This window comes from Pseudoxanthomonas sp. USHLN014 (assembly GCF_037153335.1).
GTDB lineage: Bacteria > Pseudomonadota > Gammaproteobacteria > Xanthomonadales > Xanthomonadaceae > Pseudoxanthomonas_A > Pseudoxanthomonas_A winnipegensis.
This window is the reverse complement of sequence record NZ_JBBCKO010000002.1, coordinates 204,982-222,243: the sequence shown is the minus strand read 5'-3', so window position 1 is coordinate 222,243 and position 17,262 is coordinate 204,982. Positions and strand designations below refer to the sequence as shown.

At 70.6% G+C, this 17,262-nt stretch carries 9 protein-coding genes; 7 read left to right on the top strand and 2 right to left on the bottom strand.

Annotated elements, in window-relative coordinates; all coding sequences use genetic code 11:
- Window positions 1-7: 7 nt before the first annotated feature.
- Window positions 8-2,662: a glycerol-3-phosphate 1-O-acyltransferase PlsB gene (plsB, locus tag WFQ05_RS04985; RefSeq protein ID WP_130523898.1), complete on the bottom strand. Its 2,655-nt coding sequence runs from the start codon at window positions 2,660-2,662 to the stop codon at window positions 8-10.
- On the bottom strand, window positions 2,662-3,669 hold the full coding sequence (locus WFQ05_RS04980; protein ID WP_337052927.1) for a hypothetical protein: 1,008 nt from the start codon (window positions 3,667-3,669) through the stop codon (window positions 2,662-2,664). The genes plsB and WFQ05_RS04980 overlap by 1 nt, the downstream gene beginning before the upstream one ends.
- Window positions 3,670-4,463: 794 nt before the next feature.
- On the opposite strand from WFQ05_RS04980, the gene WFQ05_RS04975 reads away from it, so the two are divergent.
- The 7 genes from WFQ05_RS04975 (at window position 4,464) to WFQ05_RS04945 (ending at window position 17,228) form a co-directional block, all read left to right on the top strand.
- The gene (locus WFQ05_RS04975) at window positions 4,464-5,468 is read left to right on the top strand and encodes a glucokinase (protein WP_337052926.1); all 1,005 of its coding nucleotides are present in this window, start codon (window positions 4,464-4,466) and stop codon (window positions 5,466-5,468) included.
- Complete coding sequence (locus tag WFQ05_RS04970; protein WP_337052925.1) at window positions 5,465-7,795, top strand: family 20 glycosylhydrolase; 2,331 nt, start codon at window positions 5,465-5,467, stop codon at window positions 7,793-7,795. Before WFQ05_RS04975 ends, WFQ05_RS04970 begins: the two co-directional genes overlap by 4 nt.
- Before the next feature lie 172 nt (window positions 7,796-7,967).
- Window positions 7,968-11,162: a TonB-dependent receptor gene (locus WFQ05_RS04965; protein WP_337052924.1), complete on the top strand. Its 3,195-nt coding sequence runs from the start codon at window positions 7,968-7,970 to the stop codon at window positions 11,160-11,162.
- An 89-nt stretch (window positions 11,163-11,251) separates the two neighbouring features.
- Window positions 11,252-12,640, top strand: a complete 1,389-nt coding sequence (locus WFQ05_RS04960) for an APC family permease (protein WP_337052923.1) — start codon at window positions 11,252-11,254, stop codon at window positions 12,638-12,640.
- Window positions 12,641-12,643: 3 nt separating this feature from the next.
- Window positions 12,644-15,328 (top strand): sugar-binding domain-containing protein, encoded by a 2,685-nt coding sequence (locus WFQ05_RS04955; protein ID WP_337052922.1) that lies wholly within the window; start codon window positions 12,644-12,646, stop codon window positions 15,326-15,328.
- A 2-nt stretch (window positions 15,329-15,330) separates the two neighbouring features.
- On the top strand, window positions 15,331-16,383 hold the full coding sequence (locus WFQ05_RS04950) for a LacI family DNA-binding transcriptional regulator (protein ID WP_130534943.1): 1,053 nt from the start codon (window positions 15,331-15,333) through the stop codon (window positions 16,381-16,383).
- 8 nt (window positions 16,384-16,391) lie between these two features.
- Window positions 16,392-17,228: a sulfotransferase gene (locus WFQ05_RS04945; protein WP_130534944.1), complete on the top strand. Its 837-nt coding sequence runs from the start codon at window positions 16,392-16,394 to the stop codon at window positions 17,226-17,228.
- Window positions 17,229-17,262 lie beyond the last annotated feature (34 nt).

Here is a 17,262-nt window from a genome sequence, read left to right as displayed (position 1 = left end):
GCTGGCCTTATTCGGAGGGCGCCGGTGTCGGTTCGGGACGCGCGGCCTCGGGGCTGACGCGTTCGATGGTGTGGCGCAGCTCGCGGCCCAGGATCACCTTGGCGTCGCGCGCCCACGCATCCAGGCGCGCGTCGAACAGCAGCTTGCTGTGCTCGTCCGGCCACACCAGCTTGAGCTCGCGCAGCTTCTGGATGAAGCCGCGGAACAGCGTCCTGTCGAAGAACTCCGGCGCGGCCGGGGCGTAGAGCAGGCTCAGGCGCTGGGCGGCCTGCTGGCACAGGCTCTCCAGCTCGGCCGCGCCCAGCGTGCCGGGGCCGTTCTTCACCAGCACCGAGATGGCGATGTAATAGCGCTCGAAGGCCTGCTGCAGCGAGTGGCCGATCGCGCGCAGGCGGAACACCTCGTCGGTCTGCCCGGCATTGCGCTGCAGGACCCCGCCATCGTCGTCGTTGATCTGCTCGAGCAGGTGCGCCTCGATGAACACGTCGATGGTGTGCTCGATGCGCGAGGCGAACTCCTCGGCCGTCCACGGCAGGAACAGCTCGGCCTGCAGGAACGGATACAGCTGCTGGCCCAGCGCGATCAGCCGCGACCGCGCCATGCGCCGGTTATTCTGGAAGCAGCAGGCGATCCACGACGCGGCGGTGAACAGGTGCAGCACGTTGTTGCGGTAGTAGCTCAGCAGCACCGCGGTGTCTTCGTCGACCACGTCCAGCACATCGCCCAGCGGATGGGAGATGCGGCGCAGCACGTTAATGTCCAGGCCGTGGGCGATGATCCGCTCGGGGCTGTGCGGGGTGACGGTGACGCGGTCCGAATACGGCAGGCGCGCCAGCAGGGTCTTGCTCAGCTCGATCTGCGCGATCAGGTCGGCCTCGGCCATGGCGTGCTTGGGCGTGGACAGCAGCGCCAGCGCCAGCAGGTTGATCGGATTGACGTCGGCGGCGGCGTTGACGCGGGTGTTGATGGTGGTGGCCAGCGCATCGACGGTGTCCGACAGCCAGCGCGGCTTGTCGTCCTCGGGCAGCGGCTTGCCGTCCCATTCCGGCGCGTGCCGGGCCAGCATGTCGGTCAGCTCGATCGGCTCGCCGAAGTTCACCACCACCTGGCCGAAGTTGGAGCGCAGCACCTTGGGGATGGACCACAGCAGGCCCCAGATGGATTCCTTCTGCTTGGGCCGGCCGGACAGCTCGTCCAGGTAGCTCTTGCCCTCCATCAGCTTCTCGTAGCCGATGTACACCGGCTGGAACAGCACCGGCTTGCGCGGCTGGCGCAGGTAGGCGCGCACGGTCATCGAGATCACCCCGCCCTTGGGCGGCAGCAGCCGGCCGGTGCGCGAGCGCCCGCCCTCGACGAAGTACTCGATCGAATAGCCGCCGGCCACCAGCTGGGCCATGTATTCGGTGAACACCGCCGAATACAGCGGGTTGCCGCGGAACGAGCGCCGGGCGAAGAACGCGCCGCCCTTGCGCAGCAGCGTGCCGACCACCGGCAGGTTGAGGTTGATGCCGGCGAAGATGTGCGGCGGCACGATGCCGCGTTCGTACAGCAGGTAGCTCAGCAGCAGGTAGTCCATGTGGCTGCGGTGGCTGGGCACGTAGACGATCTCGTGCCCGGGCGCGGCGTCCTTGAACTTGTCCAGGTGATGCACCAGCACGCCGGCGTAGATGCGGTTCCACACATGGCTGAGCAGGAAGCTGGCCGAGCGCACCACCGGGTTGGAGTAGTCGGCGGCGATCTCCCAGGCGTAGGCGTGGGCCTTCTTCCACGCCTCCTCGGGCTTGGAGTTGTCGCGGCGCGCCTGGTCGGCGATGGCTTCCTTGACCGGCTCGGCCGCCAGCACCTGGTCCACCAGCAGGCGGCGGGTGGACAGGTCCGGGCCGATCACCGATTCGCGGATGCGGTGGAAGTGCTTGCGCAGTACGCGCGAGAGCTTGCGCACCGTGCGCTCGGGCGGCAGCTGCTCGGCCACCGCATCGCGCACCGACACCGGCGCGGAGAAGCGCACGATGGTGCTGCGGCCGTTGAGCAGGATCGCCAGCAGGCGGCGGAACCGGCCCACCAGCGCCCAGTTCTCCGAGAACAGCACCGCGAACCAGCCGCTCTGCTTGTCCGGCGCGCGGCCGACGAAGATCGACACCGGCACCAGCTGCACGTCCAGCGCCGGGTTGGTGCGGTGCGCCTGCAGCAGGCGCGCCAGCGAATCGGAATGGGTCTTGGTGCTGCCGGCCTCGGGGATCAGCGAGCTGGCGATGCGCCGCGACAGGGCCAGGTAGGCGCGCTTGCGCCGCAGCGGGTCGCCCGGCACCGGCAGCGGCAGCAGCGGCGAGGGCAGGCCGGCGGCCTGGCAGGCGCGGTCCAGGATCAGGGCGTTGGACAGGCCGTAGTCTTCCAGCACGTAGCACACCGGCCGGCTGTCCAGCAGCGTGGACGGCGCCTCGGGTTCGATGTCCAGCTCGACCCAGGGGTCGACCACCTTGTGCAGCAGGCGTGCCCACAGCGGGGTCTTGCCGCTGCGGCCGATCGGGGCGGACACCGCCACCGGCAGCTGCGCGGGGGCGGGCGCAGCGGCGTCGGCCGCCTCCGCCGGCGGTGCGTCCTCGCGCTCGGGACGCGGGTCTTCGGGGAAGGGCAGGGGGTTCTGGTCAGGCATCGCGGTCATTATGCCCAATGGCCGTTGCCGGCCCCGGTCACCGTTCCGGCCACCTTGCCGTCCGGCGGCGGCGGCGAGGACGTCGGCGGTGCGGAGGGCGCCGGCGCCTCGGGCGCCGGCGTATTCGGCGCGTCGGGCGCGGTGGGGGCCTGCTGTTCGAGGCGTTTGCGCAGGGCCGCGGCCTGGTCCATGTAGTGGGCCACGTACCAGTGGCCATCCTGGCGGCGCAGGGTCACGGTCAGCTGGATCGGCTTGCCGGCCAGCGGATAGGTCACCGCGACCTTGGCCAGGTCGCCCTCCTGGGTGACCTCGCCCACTTCCAGCTTGGCCAGGCTGTCTTCCAGCGACAGGCCGTAGTCGGCCAGCACGCCGCCGAGCGCGGCGAAGAAGGGATCCAGCCGGGCCAGCGCGCCGGCCATCCCGGCCTGGGTCAGGTCGGCCTCCGAATCGATGCCGGTCGCGCGCGCGGCCGGCACCAGGGTGCGCAGGGCGGTGTGGGCGCGGGGGGCGTCGGCCAGCGGGGCGGACTGCGCCCAGGCGGTCAGCGCCGGCACGACCTGGCTGAAGTGCGCGCGCTGGTCGGGGGTGAACTCGCCCTGGCTGCGCACGTACTGGCCGATGAACAGGCCCAGGGTCTGCGCGGCGTTACGCAGGTCGGTGACCTGGCCGGCCAGATTGCGGTCGTAGTCGATGCCCAGCTGGCGTTCGGCGTCGTTGGCCGACAGCGCGGCCAGCATGGGCACCAGGCGTTCGGGCAGGGGCAGTTCGCTCAGCGGCCAGCGGCTGGCGCCGGCGGCCCAGCCCTCGGCGAAGGTCTGGTAGTCCTGGGCGGGCACGGCATCGCGGGCGAAGCCGGCCAGGTCGTACTGGCGCACCTGTGCGGCCAGGTGACGCACGGTGGCGGCCGGGCCGTCCGGCCGGTCGTCGACCACCGGTTTGGGCGAGCGCTGGCACGCGGCCAGGACGGCCAGGGCACAGGCAAGGACAGCGGCGGGAATGCGCAGGGCCCGAGGCATGGGGGTTCTCTCCAGGTGGGGGGCATCTTGGCCGCTGCATGTGTCTGCGGGCAACACGCGGGGGGTGTGGCACGCCCAAAACCTTGCCGTCGCGCGAAGCCGGCCACCCGCCTCGACCCGGCCGGGCGATACGTCGCGTGCTCCTTGTAGAGCGGAGCTTGCTCCGCTGCTCTTCGTTCGGCTCGCGGGAAAGCCCCAGCGGAGCAAGCTCCGCTCTACAGGCGGTGTCTCGCCGGCTGCCTATTCCAGAGACCGCGCGGTGTCCGATCTCTCGATCGGCAGAAGGACAAAAAAACAGGCCCGGTCGAATGACGACGCACGGGCCTGGAAAATCCGGGTCGGGCCCGGAGGACATCGGTTGTGGCAACACTCCAGCCCAGGGGCCGGACGGCGCACAGCCTAACCGCTGAATAGAGGCAATGCAATACTTTAAGTATATTTAGTTAAGTATTTGTTTTTAAATAGAAATATCTGCACGAGAGTGTGCCCCCGAGGTCGGTGCCACGACGCGATCGGCAGTAGATGCGTATCTCCGCGCACCGAACACGCTGCCGGGTCCGCGAAGCTGGCCTGATCCGGCGCGTGCCACGCACCCCCATGTGCTGTTGCAGCCCTCCGGGGACACCTCCCCAGCGACTTGCCTGTGCCTGATGAGCCCGGCCGCGCTGCCGGCCGCGCTCACCCCTGGTCACAGCCGCGTCACCCCTCGTTGACACCGGTGTCATGTGGTGCTTAATCTCCCGCCGGGGCCTGTTGGGGAACACGGCATGGTGGTCACGGCATCGATGCGGTCGGTGGATCGGGGGAGCTCGGTGTTCCTGGCCGCCGACATTGGAGGGACCCATGCGCGGGTCGCGCTGATGCGCGCGCTGCCCGGCGAGGGCCACCGGCTCGAGACCCTGGCCTACCGCAGCTACCCCTGCGCGCAGTTCCCTTCGCTGGCCGCGCTGCTGCGCGCCTTCCTCGACACCGAGACCCAGCAGCCGGTGCGCCACTGCGTGCTCGCCTGCGCGGGTCAGCTGGTCGGCGAGGAGGTCGTCAACGACAACCTGCCCTGGCCGATCGGCACCGGCGCGCTGCGCCTGGCGCTGGGGCTGGAGCATGTGGCGGTGCTCAACGACTTCGAGGCGCTGGGCTACGCGCTGGAAGGCTTCGCGCAGCAGCGTCGCCATCTGTGTGGGCCGACCGTCGCCAGTGGTGGGCCGGTTCTGGTGATCGGCCCGGGCACCGGCCTGGGGGCGGTTGTCCATCTGCCGGGTGCGGCCGGCGGCGTGGTGCTGACCACCGAGGCGGGGCAGATGGCGTTCGCGGCGCATTCGCTGCGCGAGCGCGCGGTGCTCAGCGAACTGGCGCCGCAGGGCGGTTATGTCGAGGTCGAACGGATCGTGTCCGGGCGCGGGCTGCTGACGCTCTACACGGCGCTGTGCGCGCTGGATGGCGTCGCGCCGCGCCTGCATGCGCCCGAGGCGGTGACCGCCGCCGCGCAGGACGATGCGCAGGCGGCCGAGGCGGTGTCGATGTTCTGCGCCGCGCTCGGTGGCCTGGCCGGCGACCTGGCCTTGGCGTTCATGGCGACCGGCGGGGTCTATCTGGCGGGCGGCTTCCTGTCCTCGATGCGGGCCGAACTGGCGCGCAGCGCCTTCCACCTGCGCTTCCTGCATGGCCGCAGCGCGCGCACCCTGCTGGCGCCGGTGCCGGTGTGGGTGGTCGAGCACGGGCGCAACGGTGTGCTCGGCGCGGCGCGCTGGTATCTGGACAAGGGACTACCCGCCTTTCCTTCCGGCGGCCAGGCCGCATGAACGGCCTGCGCGCGGCGCTGCTGCGGCTGTGCATCGCCCTCTGCGGGTGCGCGGCCGGGCATGCCGCCGCCGCGCACGTCGCGACGCCCTGGCCGCTGCTGCCGGCGCCGGCGCAGGTGGTGCCGGCCGGCACCGGGACGTTCGAGGTCGCCGACGGCGCCGCGCTGGCGGTGGAGGGGGCCGACGCCGGCGACGCGCGCTTCCTCGCCGACCATCTGCTGCAGCTGCTCGACGCGACCGGTGGCCCGCGCCTGCGCGTGGCCGGCGCGCACGGGGCGGCGCCAGCCATCCGCATCGTCATCGACCCGCGCGCCGCGCTGGACGAGGCCGGCTATCGCCTGCGCATCGAGGCGCAGGGCATCCTGGTCCAGGCGCGCACGCCGCGTGGCGCGTTCTACGGCGAAAACACGCTGTGGCAGTTGCTCACCCCACCGGGCCACGCGCGCGGTGCGGCGGTGGCGGTGGCGCAGGGCGCGATCGACGATGCGCCGCGCTTTGCCTGGCGCGCGCTGCTGCTCGATTCGGCCCGGCACTACCAGCGCGTGGCCGAGATCGAGCGCCTGATCGATGCCATGGCGCTGGCCAAGCTCGACGTGCTGCTCTGGCATCTCACCGACGACCAGGGCTGGCGCCTGCAGGTGCCGGGTTATCCCGAACTGACGCGCATCGGCGCCTGCCGCCCGGCCGCCGCCGACGGCAGCGAGCCGGCCGACCGCGCCGGTGCCTACTGCGGCAGCTACAGCGATGCGCAGGTACGGCAGATCGTGCGCTACGCCGCGCGGCGCTACATCGAGGTCGTGCCCGAGATCGACATGCCCGGCCATGCGCAGGCGGCCATCGCCGCCTATCCGTGGCTGGGCGTCAGCGGGCGCCGCCCGGCGGTGTGGACCGACTGGGGCGTCAGCGCCTGGCTGCTGGCGCCCAACGCGCGGACGCTGCGCTTCGTCGATGCCGTGCTGGCGCATGCGACGCAGCTGTTCCCCTCACGCTACGTCTCTTTCGGCGGCGACGAGGCCGACCACGCGCAGTGGGACGCCTCGCCCGCGGTGCAGGCGCAGCGGCGCGCGCTGGGGCTGACCAGCAGCGACCAGTTGCAGGGCTGGTTCATGGCGCGGGTCGCCGATCAGCTGCGCCGGCGCGGTCGCGTGCCGGTGGGCTGGGACGACGCGGTGGAGTCCGGCGTCGCGCTGCCGGCCTCGCAGGTGGTGATGTCCTGGCATGGCCAGGATCACGAGCGCGTGGCCCTGGCCGCGCTGCGGCAGGGCCACCAGGTCGTGATCGCGCCGCAGGAGTCGCTGTACTTCGATCATGTGCAGTCCGCGCTGGCCGACGAATGGCCCGGCCCGCCGCCGGTGGTGAGCCTGCGCCAGGCCTACGACACCGCGGTCATTCCAGAGGGCGCCAGCCAGGCCGAGGCGCAGCGCGTGCTCGGCGTGCAGGGTGCGCTGTGGACCGAACAGATGCCGAGCTTCGCCCACGTCCAGCACGCGCTGTTCCCGCGTCTGGCGGCGCTGGCCGAACTGGCCTGGTCGCCGGCGAGCAGCCACGACTGGAATGGCTTCCTGGCGCGCCTGCCGGCGACGCTGGCGCGCGAGCGCGCGCTGGGCATCGCCGATGCGGACAGCGCCTTCGCGCCGGTCGTCGCGCTCGATGCGCAGGCCGATGGACGCGTGCGTGCGGTCGTGTCCAACCAGGTCCAGGCCGGCGCCATCCGCTACACCATCGACGGCAGCACGCCCGATGCGCAGGCGCCGCTGTACACCGCGCCGCTGCTGCTCGCCCAGGGCACGACGCTGCGCGTGGCGACCTTCGATGCCAACGGCCAACCGCTCACCGGCGTGCGCCGTCAGCAGGTCGACCGGCAGGCGCTGCGCACGCGTGCGGGCAGTGCGCTGGCGACGTGTTCGGGCGAGCCGCCCTCGCGGTTGAGCGGGACCGTGCGGGCCGGCGCCTCGCCGCCGGGGACGGTCTATTCGGTGGACATCGGCAATGCTTGCTGGCGCTGGCCGCAGGCGCCACTGGACGGCGCGCGCCGCGTGGCGCTGGCGGCGGGGCGCGTGACCTGGCGCTTCGGCGACGAGGCCAAGGGCGCGGTGGTGCGGCGCCGGCATAGCCCCGGCGGCGAATTCGAGCTGCATGCCGGCGGCTGCGACGGACCGCTGCTGGCGCGTCTGCCGCTGGACCACAAGGCGCAGTCCTCCGGACTGGCGCTGCTGGAGGCCGACCTGGTCCTCCCCGATGCCGGTCGCCAGGACCTGTGCATCTTCGCCACCGGCGATCCGCGCCTGGGCCAGTGGGCGCTGGCCAAGATCCTGTTCTCCGGATAACGGCGACACGCGCGGCGCACGCCGCGCCGCCGTCGCGCCGTTCGCGCGCGGCCAGAGGCAAGCCAGGACTTTCATCGTCTCCCGCGCAGGACTGCGCGATCCGGTCCCTCCCATCCCTGCAGTACCTCGGCTTCCTGGCGCCTGCCAAGCCACCATCACGAGGTCAATGCTCATGTCCACCGCTCACCGCATCCATCCGCTGGCCATCGCCGTCACCCTGTCCCTGTTCGCCGCGCTGCCGGCCGCGGCCGTTACGGCACCGACCGATCCCACGCCAGGCGAACAGGACACGCGCAGCGACGCCACGCAGGCCACGACACCCGCCGCCGCGTCCACGCCGAAACCCAGCCAGAACCAGGACGGCAAGAATCCCGACGTCACCAACCTCACGTCGGTCATCGTCACCGGCGTGCGCGAGTCGCAGGCCCATGCCATCGACGTCAAGCGCGATGCCGCCAACATCCAGGACAGCATCACCGCCGAGAACATCGGCGCGCTGCCGGACACCACCATCACCGACTCCCTGCAGCGCATCACCGGCGTGCAGATCAATCGCGACGCCGGCGTGGGCACCTCGGTGGACGTGCGCGGCCTGCCGCAGGTGGGCACCATGCTCAACGGCGAGGTGTTCATCACCGCCGACCAGATCGACTCGCAGCAGCCGGACTTCACGATGCTGCCCTCGACCCTGTTCCAGGGCGTGGACGTGGTCAAGTCGGCCACCGCCAACGAGACCGCCTCGGGCATCAGCGGCGCGATCGATCTGCACACCTACCGGCCCTGGGACCTGCCCAGCGGCTTCACCTACAGCTACTCGGCCAATGGTGAGCGCGGCACCAGCAGCCGGCGCTGGGGGCCGGAGGCCAACGGGCTGATCTCCTACAACGACGACCACCACTGGGGCGTGCTGGCGTCGGTCGATTATTCGGACACCACGCGCTCGAACTCGCGCGAGGGCCTGGACCAGTACGGCGTGGTGCTCAACGGCGAGAACGCGGCCAGCGCCGGTGGTTACAACGGGTTCCTGACGCCGTGGAACGGCGCGCCGATTCCCTCGCAGATCGTGCAGAACGCCGACGGCACCGTGGACGTCAACGGCGACGGCAAGTCCAACGGCGTGTTCATGGGCAGCCAGGACATCAACCTGTGGCAGCAGTCCACGCGGCGCAAGCGCAAGTCCGGCAACCTGTCCTTCCAGGCCGACCTGGGCGGCGGCTTCAACCTGACCAGCGACTTCTTCTACTCCCAGCAGCACGAGTGGAACACCATCGCCGGCATCCAGTTCAACTCGACCAACTGGCAGGGCGCCACCTACGTGCCCAATGTCTCGCGCGACACCGGGCGCGCGGTCGCCGGCGCCTACGGCACGCCGGATCCGGACTGGGCCGGTTCGCAGATGTACACCACGCAGGTGTATCAGAAGTGGCCGGGCGATGTTGAGTCGTTCTCGGAGATCGCGCAGAAGGACTCGATCGCGCGCAACTTCAACCTGCAGCTGGACTACGACAACGGCGGGCTGTTCACCGGCAGTCTGCGCGGCCTGCACGCCAGCGCCACGCAGTCCAGCATCGAGACCGACGTCAACATCTCCAATTCCGACGGCGCGCTGTGGCCCAACCATCTGATGGACGGCGTGCCCGACGATGCGGTGCCGCCGGGCACGATGGTCTACCCGGCGCAGCTGGGCGGCAACCGCGTGTTCAACAGCAACGGCATGCCGCAGAACACCGTGCCGGTGCTGGCCGACTTCCGCGGCCGCTACCTGAAGATGGGCCTGCCGCAGGGGCTGGCCGACCAGTTCGCCAACCCGTACGGCTGGTCGCTCAAGACGCTCGAATCCTCGGGCGACTACGACCGCCAGGTCGCGCTCAACGCGCTGCGCTTCGACGGCAAGCTGCACTTCAACGATGGCCTGGTGCTGCAGTTCGGCGTGCGCAACAGCATCCGCAATGCGGGCAACCGGGGCTGGACGCTGGAGGCGCCGGTCTACGCGGGCATGGGCGCCAGCGATCCTAACGGCTGCCTGGTGCGCTACGTCGGCGCCGATGTGGTGCTGGACAGCGGCGCGTGTACCGCCGGCAACGACCAGGGGTACTTCCGCGCCGGTTCGCTGTCGGCGCTGCAGATGCCGCTGACCGCCGCACCGCTGTCGCGGGCGTGGAAGAAGTACAACAACCTGCTCGGCTCTGGGCTCAACTTCTGGGCGATCAACCCGGATTCGATGATCAACCCGCTCGACTACTGGCAGTCGCTGTATCCGGGTACGGTCAAGGTGGGCGAGCCCGGCACCACCTGGGACGTGGGCCTGCACGAACTGTCCAGCTATCTGCAGCTGGACTTCGGCGGCGACCTGGGCCAGATGCCGTACAGCGGCAACGTCGGCGTGCGCGTGGTGCGCACCGGCTTGAACGTCACCCAGTACCTCGGCGGCGCGCCGGGCGCCTATGGCGACGAGCCGGTCTTCGCCGGCACCGAGACCACCCATCGCAGCTACACCGACGTGCTGCCCGCGGCCAACTTCTCGCTGGACATCACCGAGGGGCTGAAGCTGCGCCTGGCCTACTCCAAGAACATGATGCCGCTGGACCTGAGCACCTGGGGCGGCGGCCTGCAGCTGGACTACTCGCTGATGGAGACGCCGGACGGGGCGATCTTCCGCGTCTCCAGCGGCCAGTCCAGCGGCAACCCCGATCTCAAGCCGTGGCGGTCGAGCAACTACGGCGCCTCGCTGGAGTACTACATCAACGCCAGCAGCATGCTCAGCCTGGCGCTGTTCCGCATCAACATGGAGAGCTTCATCAAGAACGGCTCGGTGACCAACTGCACCCTGCCCGACGAGGACGGGGTGGTGCGCAACCACTGCATCGTGATCACCGAGCCGGTGCAGGGCTCGGGCAACAGCATCCAGGGCGCCGAGTTCGACTACCGCCAGGGCTTCACCTTCCTGCCGGGCCTGCTGGCCAACACCGGCGTGGAGGTCAATGCGACCTATGCGCCCAGCGATTCGGGCGAGCGCGACCTGGCCGGCAAGAAGATCCCGTTCCAGGACAACTCGACCAAGTCCGGCAACCTGATCCTGTGGTACCAGGACGGCGCCTTCCAGACGCGCCTGGCCTACAACTACCGCTCGCGGCGCGCGGTCGGCGACAGCATCGGCGGCATCACCGGCATGGAGCTCTACGAGGCGCCGCAGAAGTATCTGGACGCCTCGGTGTCCTACAAGCTGAGCAAGTACGCCGAGCTGGTGATCAACGCCACCAACCTCACCAACGAATACCAGAAGTACTACCTGGTCTGGCCCGACCAGCCGGCGCATTCCAACTTCTCCGAGCGGATGTTCACCTTTGGCGTGCGCGGCCAGTGGTGAGCGCACGCCGTGCGCGTGGCTTGAGGCGCTGCCGGCTCGCGGGCCGGCAGCGGGAAACGGGAAGGCCCAAGGCCTGGAAGAGGTGATGCATGCAGGACCACAACGCGCCCCAGGCGGGGCAGGGCGGCGGTTTCCACCGCTCCATCGGCCTGTTTTCGGGCACCGCGCTCAACATGACCCAGATGTGCGGCGTCGGGCCGTTCATCACCATCCCGCTGATGGTGGCCACGCTGGGCGGCCCGCAGGCGGTGGTCGGCTGGATCGCCGGTGCGCTGCTGGCGGTGGCCGACGGCCTGGTCTGGGCCGAGCTCGGCGCGGCCATGCCGGGCTCGGGCGGCACCTATGTCTATCTGCGTGAGGCGTTCCAGTACCGCAGCGGCAAGCTGATGCCGTTCCTGTTCATCTGGACGATGCTGCTGGCGATCCCGCTGCTGATGTCCACCGGCATCATCGGGCTGGTGCAGTACCTGGGGTACTTCCTGCCCGGGCTGGGCTGGTGGCCGGCGCATCTGATCGGGCTGGCGGCCACGGCGCTGGTGGTCTGGATGCTGTACCGGCGCATCGAGTCGGTGCGGGCGATCACCATCGGGCTGTGGGTGATCATGCTGGTCGCGGTGGCCGGCGTGGCGGCGGCGGGATTCTCCGACTTCGATCCGGCCCATGCGTTCGGCTTTCCGCCCGATGCCTTCGGCCGGCGCTTCTTCCTGGGCCTGGGCGCGGGGCTGGTGATCGGCATCTACGACTACCTGGGCTACAACACCACGGCCTACCTGGGCGATGAGCTGCGCGATCCGGGCCGCACCATGCCCGGCTCGATCATCATCTCGGTGGTGGCGATGATGCTGATCTATCTGGTGCTCAACATCAGCGTGCTCGGCGCCGCGCCCTGGCAGGAGATCGCGCGGTCCACCTCGGTGGCCTCGCTGGTGGTGGAGCGCAGCTGGGGCCATCTGGCGGCCGCGGTGATGACGGTGCTGATCGTGGTGACGGCCTTCGCCTCGGTGTTCACCGGGCTGCTCGGCGGTTCGCGCGTGCCGTTCCAGGCGGCGCAGGACAAGGTGTTCCTGGCGGTGTTCGGGCGCCTGCATGCCCGCCATGGGTTCCCGCACGTGGCCTTGCTGGTGATGGGCGCGGTGACTGCGGTCGGCACCTTCTTCGACCTGAGCGAGGTGATCAACATGCTGCTGACCGCGACCATCCTGGTGCAGTCGCTGGCGCAGATCGCCGCGCTGGTGATCCTGCGCAGGCGCCAGCCGGGGCTGAAGCGTCCTTACCGGCAATGGCTGTATCCGCTGCCGTGCGTGGTCGCGGCGGCGGGCTGGATCTTCGTCTACGTGTCGGCCTCGACGCTGTCGCTGCTGCTGTCCAGCGCGTGGATCCTGGCCGGCATCGTCGCCTTCCTGATCTGGGCCAGGAAGACGGCGTCGTGGCCGTTCGCGCCGCTGCGCATCGAAGAACGCTATCTGGAGGAGCACTGATCCATGCGACAGACCTGCAGGCACCTGCTGTGGTGGATGCTGGCCGCGGCCTCGACGGCCGGCGCGGTCACCCCGTACGCGCCCACGACCGTGGCGGCGGACGCCGGCACCGTCACCCGCATCGGCCACTGGCAGATCCAGGACAGCACCAAGGCGCAGCAGCGCGGGGAGGAGATCTCGGCCACCGATTTCTCCACGCAGGGCTGGTATGCGGCCAGCCCGCGCGCCACGGTGATGGCCGCGCTGCTGGAGAACGGGCTGTATCCCGATGTCTTCCATAGCGACAACCTGACCGCGGTGCAGGTGCCGGACGGCTCGGGCAATCTGGTGGTGACGCCGTGGTGGTACCGCAGCGAATTCGTCCTGGGCGCGCGCACGCCCGGGCAGCGCACGCGGGTGCGCACCAACGGCGTGATCGCCGCGGCCGACCTGTGGGTCAACGGCCATCTGGTCGCCGACCGCAGCGCCATCGCCGGCGCCTATCCGGTCAACGAATTCGATGTCACGCCGTGGGTGCGCGCCGGTCGCAACGTGATCGCCCTGCGCGTGCATCCGGCAGATCCGCGCCAGAGCCTGAGCATCGGCTGGGTGGACTGGAACCCCACGCCGCCGGACAACAACATGGGACCCTGGCGCGGCGTGGACATCGTGCAGAGCGGGCCGGTGGCGCTGGGCGACCCGCAGGTCGAGACCGCCCTGTCCGACGACCACGCCCGCGCCGCGCTGACCGTGCGGGTGGAGGCGCGCAACCTGGATACGGTCGCCCATCAAGTCGTTGTCAGCGGGCGCGTGGCCGACGTGCCTCTGGCGCGCACCGTCACGCTGGCGCCCGGCCAGGTGCAGGAGGTCACCTTCGCGCCCGAGGACACGCCCGGCCTGGTGCTGGCGCATCCGCGCCTGTGGTGGCCGGCCGGCATGGGCGAGCAGCCGCTGTACGCGTTGGCACTGCGCGCGGCGGTGGGTGGGGCGGATTCGGATCGGGCGGCGACCGCCTTCGGCATCCGCAGTGTGGTGTCCGATCTCACAGCCGAAGGCTACCGGCGCTTCTCGATCAACGGCCAGCCGCTGCTGATCCGCGGCGCGGGCTGGGCGCCGGACATGTTCCTGCGCGACGACCCGGCGCGGCTGGAGACCGAGTTCGCCTACGTGCGCAACCTCGGCCTCAACACGCTGCGCACCGAGGGCAAGCTGGAGGACCAGCGCTTCTACGAACTGGCCGACCGCGACGGCCTGCTGATCCTGGCCGGCTGGGAATGCTGCGACATGTGGGAGTCGGCGGCGCAGACCGGCGGCGTACCCTGGGAGGCGCACGACTTCGACGTGGCGCGGGCCTCGATGGCCACCGAGGCGCGGCTGCTGCGCAACCATCCGTCCGTGATCGGCTTCCTGATCGGCAGCGACAACGCGCCGCCGCCGGCGCTGGCCAGGCTGTACCTGGATGCGCTGCATGCGGCGCACTGGTCGCTGCCCGTGATCTCGGCCGCCGCCGACAAGCCCGCCGAGGGCCTCGGCCCGTCCGGCATGAAGATGGCCGGGCCCTACGACTGGGTGCCGCCGGCGTACTGGTACGCCGACAAGCTGGGTGGGGCGTTCGGCTTCGATTCGGAGGTCAGCGCCGGCGCGGACATCCCGCGCATGGAGGACCTGCAGCGCATGCTGTCGGAGCAGGAGCAGGAGGCGCTGTGGAAGCTGCCCCTGCAGCGCCAGTACCACGCCTCGGCCGCCTGGTCGCCGTTCGCGGTCCTGACGCTGTTCGACCGGGCGCTGGCGCGTCGCTACGGCGCGCCGAGCGGGCTGGCCGACTACGTGGCCAAGGCGCAGCTGGACAACTACGACAACACCCGCGCGCAGTTCGAGGCGTTCAATGCGAGGATGGACGCCGACCATCCGGCCACCGGCGTCATCTACTGGATGCTCAACAACGCCTGGCCGTCCTTGCACTGGCATCTGTACGACTATGATCTGCATCCCGCCGGCGCCTACTTCGGCGCCAAGAAGGCCAACGAGCCCTTGCATATCCAGTACGCCTACGGCTCGCGCGAGGTGGTGTTGGTGAACCACACGCTGCGCCAGGTCGAGGGCCTGCGCGCCACGCTCCGGGTGCGCGATCTGTCCGGTGCGGTCCGTTACCAGCGCCAGGTGGACGACATCGCGCTCGCGGGCAACCACACGCGCCGCATCGCCACGCTGCCGCCGCCCACCGGCCTGTCCACGACCTACTTCGTCGAACTGGACCTGGCCGCCGCCGACGGCGCCGCGCTCGGGCGCAACGTGTACTGGCTGTCCACCCGCGCCGATGTGCTCGACTGGGAGCATTCCAACTGGTACGCCACCCCGTCCAGCCAGGACGCCGACCTGCGCGGCCTGTCGACGCTGCCCCAGGTGTCCTGCCAGGTCGAGGCGGTGCGCCGGCGCGAGGGCGATCAGGAGCTCACCACCGTGACGCTGTCGCTGCCCGCCGGGGCGGCCGGTCCGGCGGTGTTCCAGCACCTCACCCTGCGCGATGCCGCCGGCCAGCCGCTCGTGCCGGTGCTGTGGGACGACAACGACGTCACCCTGTGGCCGGGCGAATCGCTCGTCCTGCACGCGCGCCATCCGCGCGCCGCGGCCGCGGCGGTCGTCGAGATCGAAGGCTGGAACAGCCCGCTCGCCCGCCTGCCCCAGGCCGCACCGGCCACTGCGCATTGAACATGGGCGGACCGGCGGCACGGGTCACCATCAACGACGTCGCCCGCGCCTCGGGCACGTCGAAGAAGACCGTCTCGCGCGTGCTCAACGACGAGCCCAACGTGCGCGAGGTAGTGCGCGCGCGCGTGCTGGCGGCGATCGCCGAGCTCGGCTATCACCCGCTCGCCTCGGCGCGCAGCCTGGCCACCAACCGCTCGTTCACGGTGATGCTGCTGTACGACAACCTCTCGCCCAGCTACATCATGGAGGTGCAGGCCGGCGTGCTGCAGGCCTGCCAGGCGCAGGACTACAGCATGATGGTGCAGCCGCTGGCCTACCCCGCGCCGGAGCTGGTCGAGCGCGTGCAGCACCTGCTCTCGCGCCATCGGCCCGACGGCCTGATCCTCACCCCGCCGCTGACCGACCATCCGCAGCTGCTGGCGCATCTGCGCGCCACCGGGCTGCCGTTCGCCTCGATCGCGCCGGGCGACCCGCAGGGCTGCATCGGCGTCATGCTGCGCGAGCGCGAGGCGGCCGCGGAGATGGTCGATCACCTGGTGGCGCTGGGCCACCGGCGCATCGCCCACATCATCGGCGACCCGCGCCACGGCGCCGGAGTCTGGCGCCTGGCCGGCTTCCGCGATGGCATGCAGCGCGCGGGCCTGGAGGAACGCGCGGACTACATGGTGCAGGGCCGCTTCTCCTTCGAATCCGGCGTGGCCGCCGCGCGTCGCCTGCTGGCGCTGGCCGAGCGGCCCAGCGCGATCTTCGCCGCCGACGACGACATGGCCACCGGCGCCATCTGGGCCGCCGCCGAGGCCGGCGTGTCGGTGCCGCGCGAGCTGTCGATCTGCGGCTTCGACGACACCAACATCGCCACCCAGATCTGGCCGCCGCTGACCACCATCCACCAGCCGGTGCGCGAGATGGGCCAGTGCGCCACCGACCAGCTGCTGCTGCACATCCAGGGCCGCGAAGGCGCCAGCATGGTCGAGGTGGGCTACCAGATGCGCCTGCGCGCCTCGACCGCGCCGCCGCCGGACGCGTCCGGCTCCGACCCACGCTCCCGCCAGTGACCGCCGCCATGTCCGACCAGCCCGCATCGCCCCGCGCCTTCCACTTCATCTCCGGCCTGCCGCGCTCGGGCAGCACGCTGCTGGCCGCCATCCTCAACCAGAACCCGCGCTTCAGCGCCGGCATGACCAGCCCGCTGGCCGACATCATGGGCCTGGTGATGGCCGAGGCCAGCAGCCGCAACGACTTCGCCTTCGACGTCAGCGATGCGCAGCGCGCCGCGCTGCTGCGCGGGCTGGTCGAGAACTTCTACAGCGTCAATGCGGCGCCGCAGGTGGTGTTCGACACCAGCCGGCTGTGGTGCAGCCGCATGGGGCTGCTGGCCACGCTGTTCCCCGGCGCGCGGGTCATCGCCTGCGTGCGGCCGCTGGCCTGGGTGCTGGACAGCATGGAGCGCCTGGTGCGCGCCCAGCCGCTGAGCGTCAGCAAGGTCTTCCGCTACGACACCAACACCACGGTGTACTCGCGCGCGGAGGCGCTGACCGACCCGCGCGGCATGGTCGGCTTCGCCTTCCAGGCCACCAAGGAGGCCTTCTACGGGCCGCATGCCGCCCAGCGCCTGATGCTGCTCAACTACGACACGCTGGCGCGCGATCCGGGCACGGCGATGCGCGCGGTGTATGCGTTCCTGGGCGAGCCGTGGTTCGAGCACGACTTCGACCACGTGCACTACAGCGCCGACGAATTCGACGCCCGCGTCGGCATGCCCGGCCTGCATGCGGTCAAGCCGAAGATCCAGGCGATCGAGCGCACGCCGGTGCTGCCGCGCGAGATCTTCGCGCGCTTCGCCAACGAGTCATTCTGGCTCGACCCCCGCAACAATCTCAACCAGGTCCAGGTGGTCTGAAGGCCGCGCGCCGCCGCGGCGGCGCGATTCCACG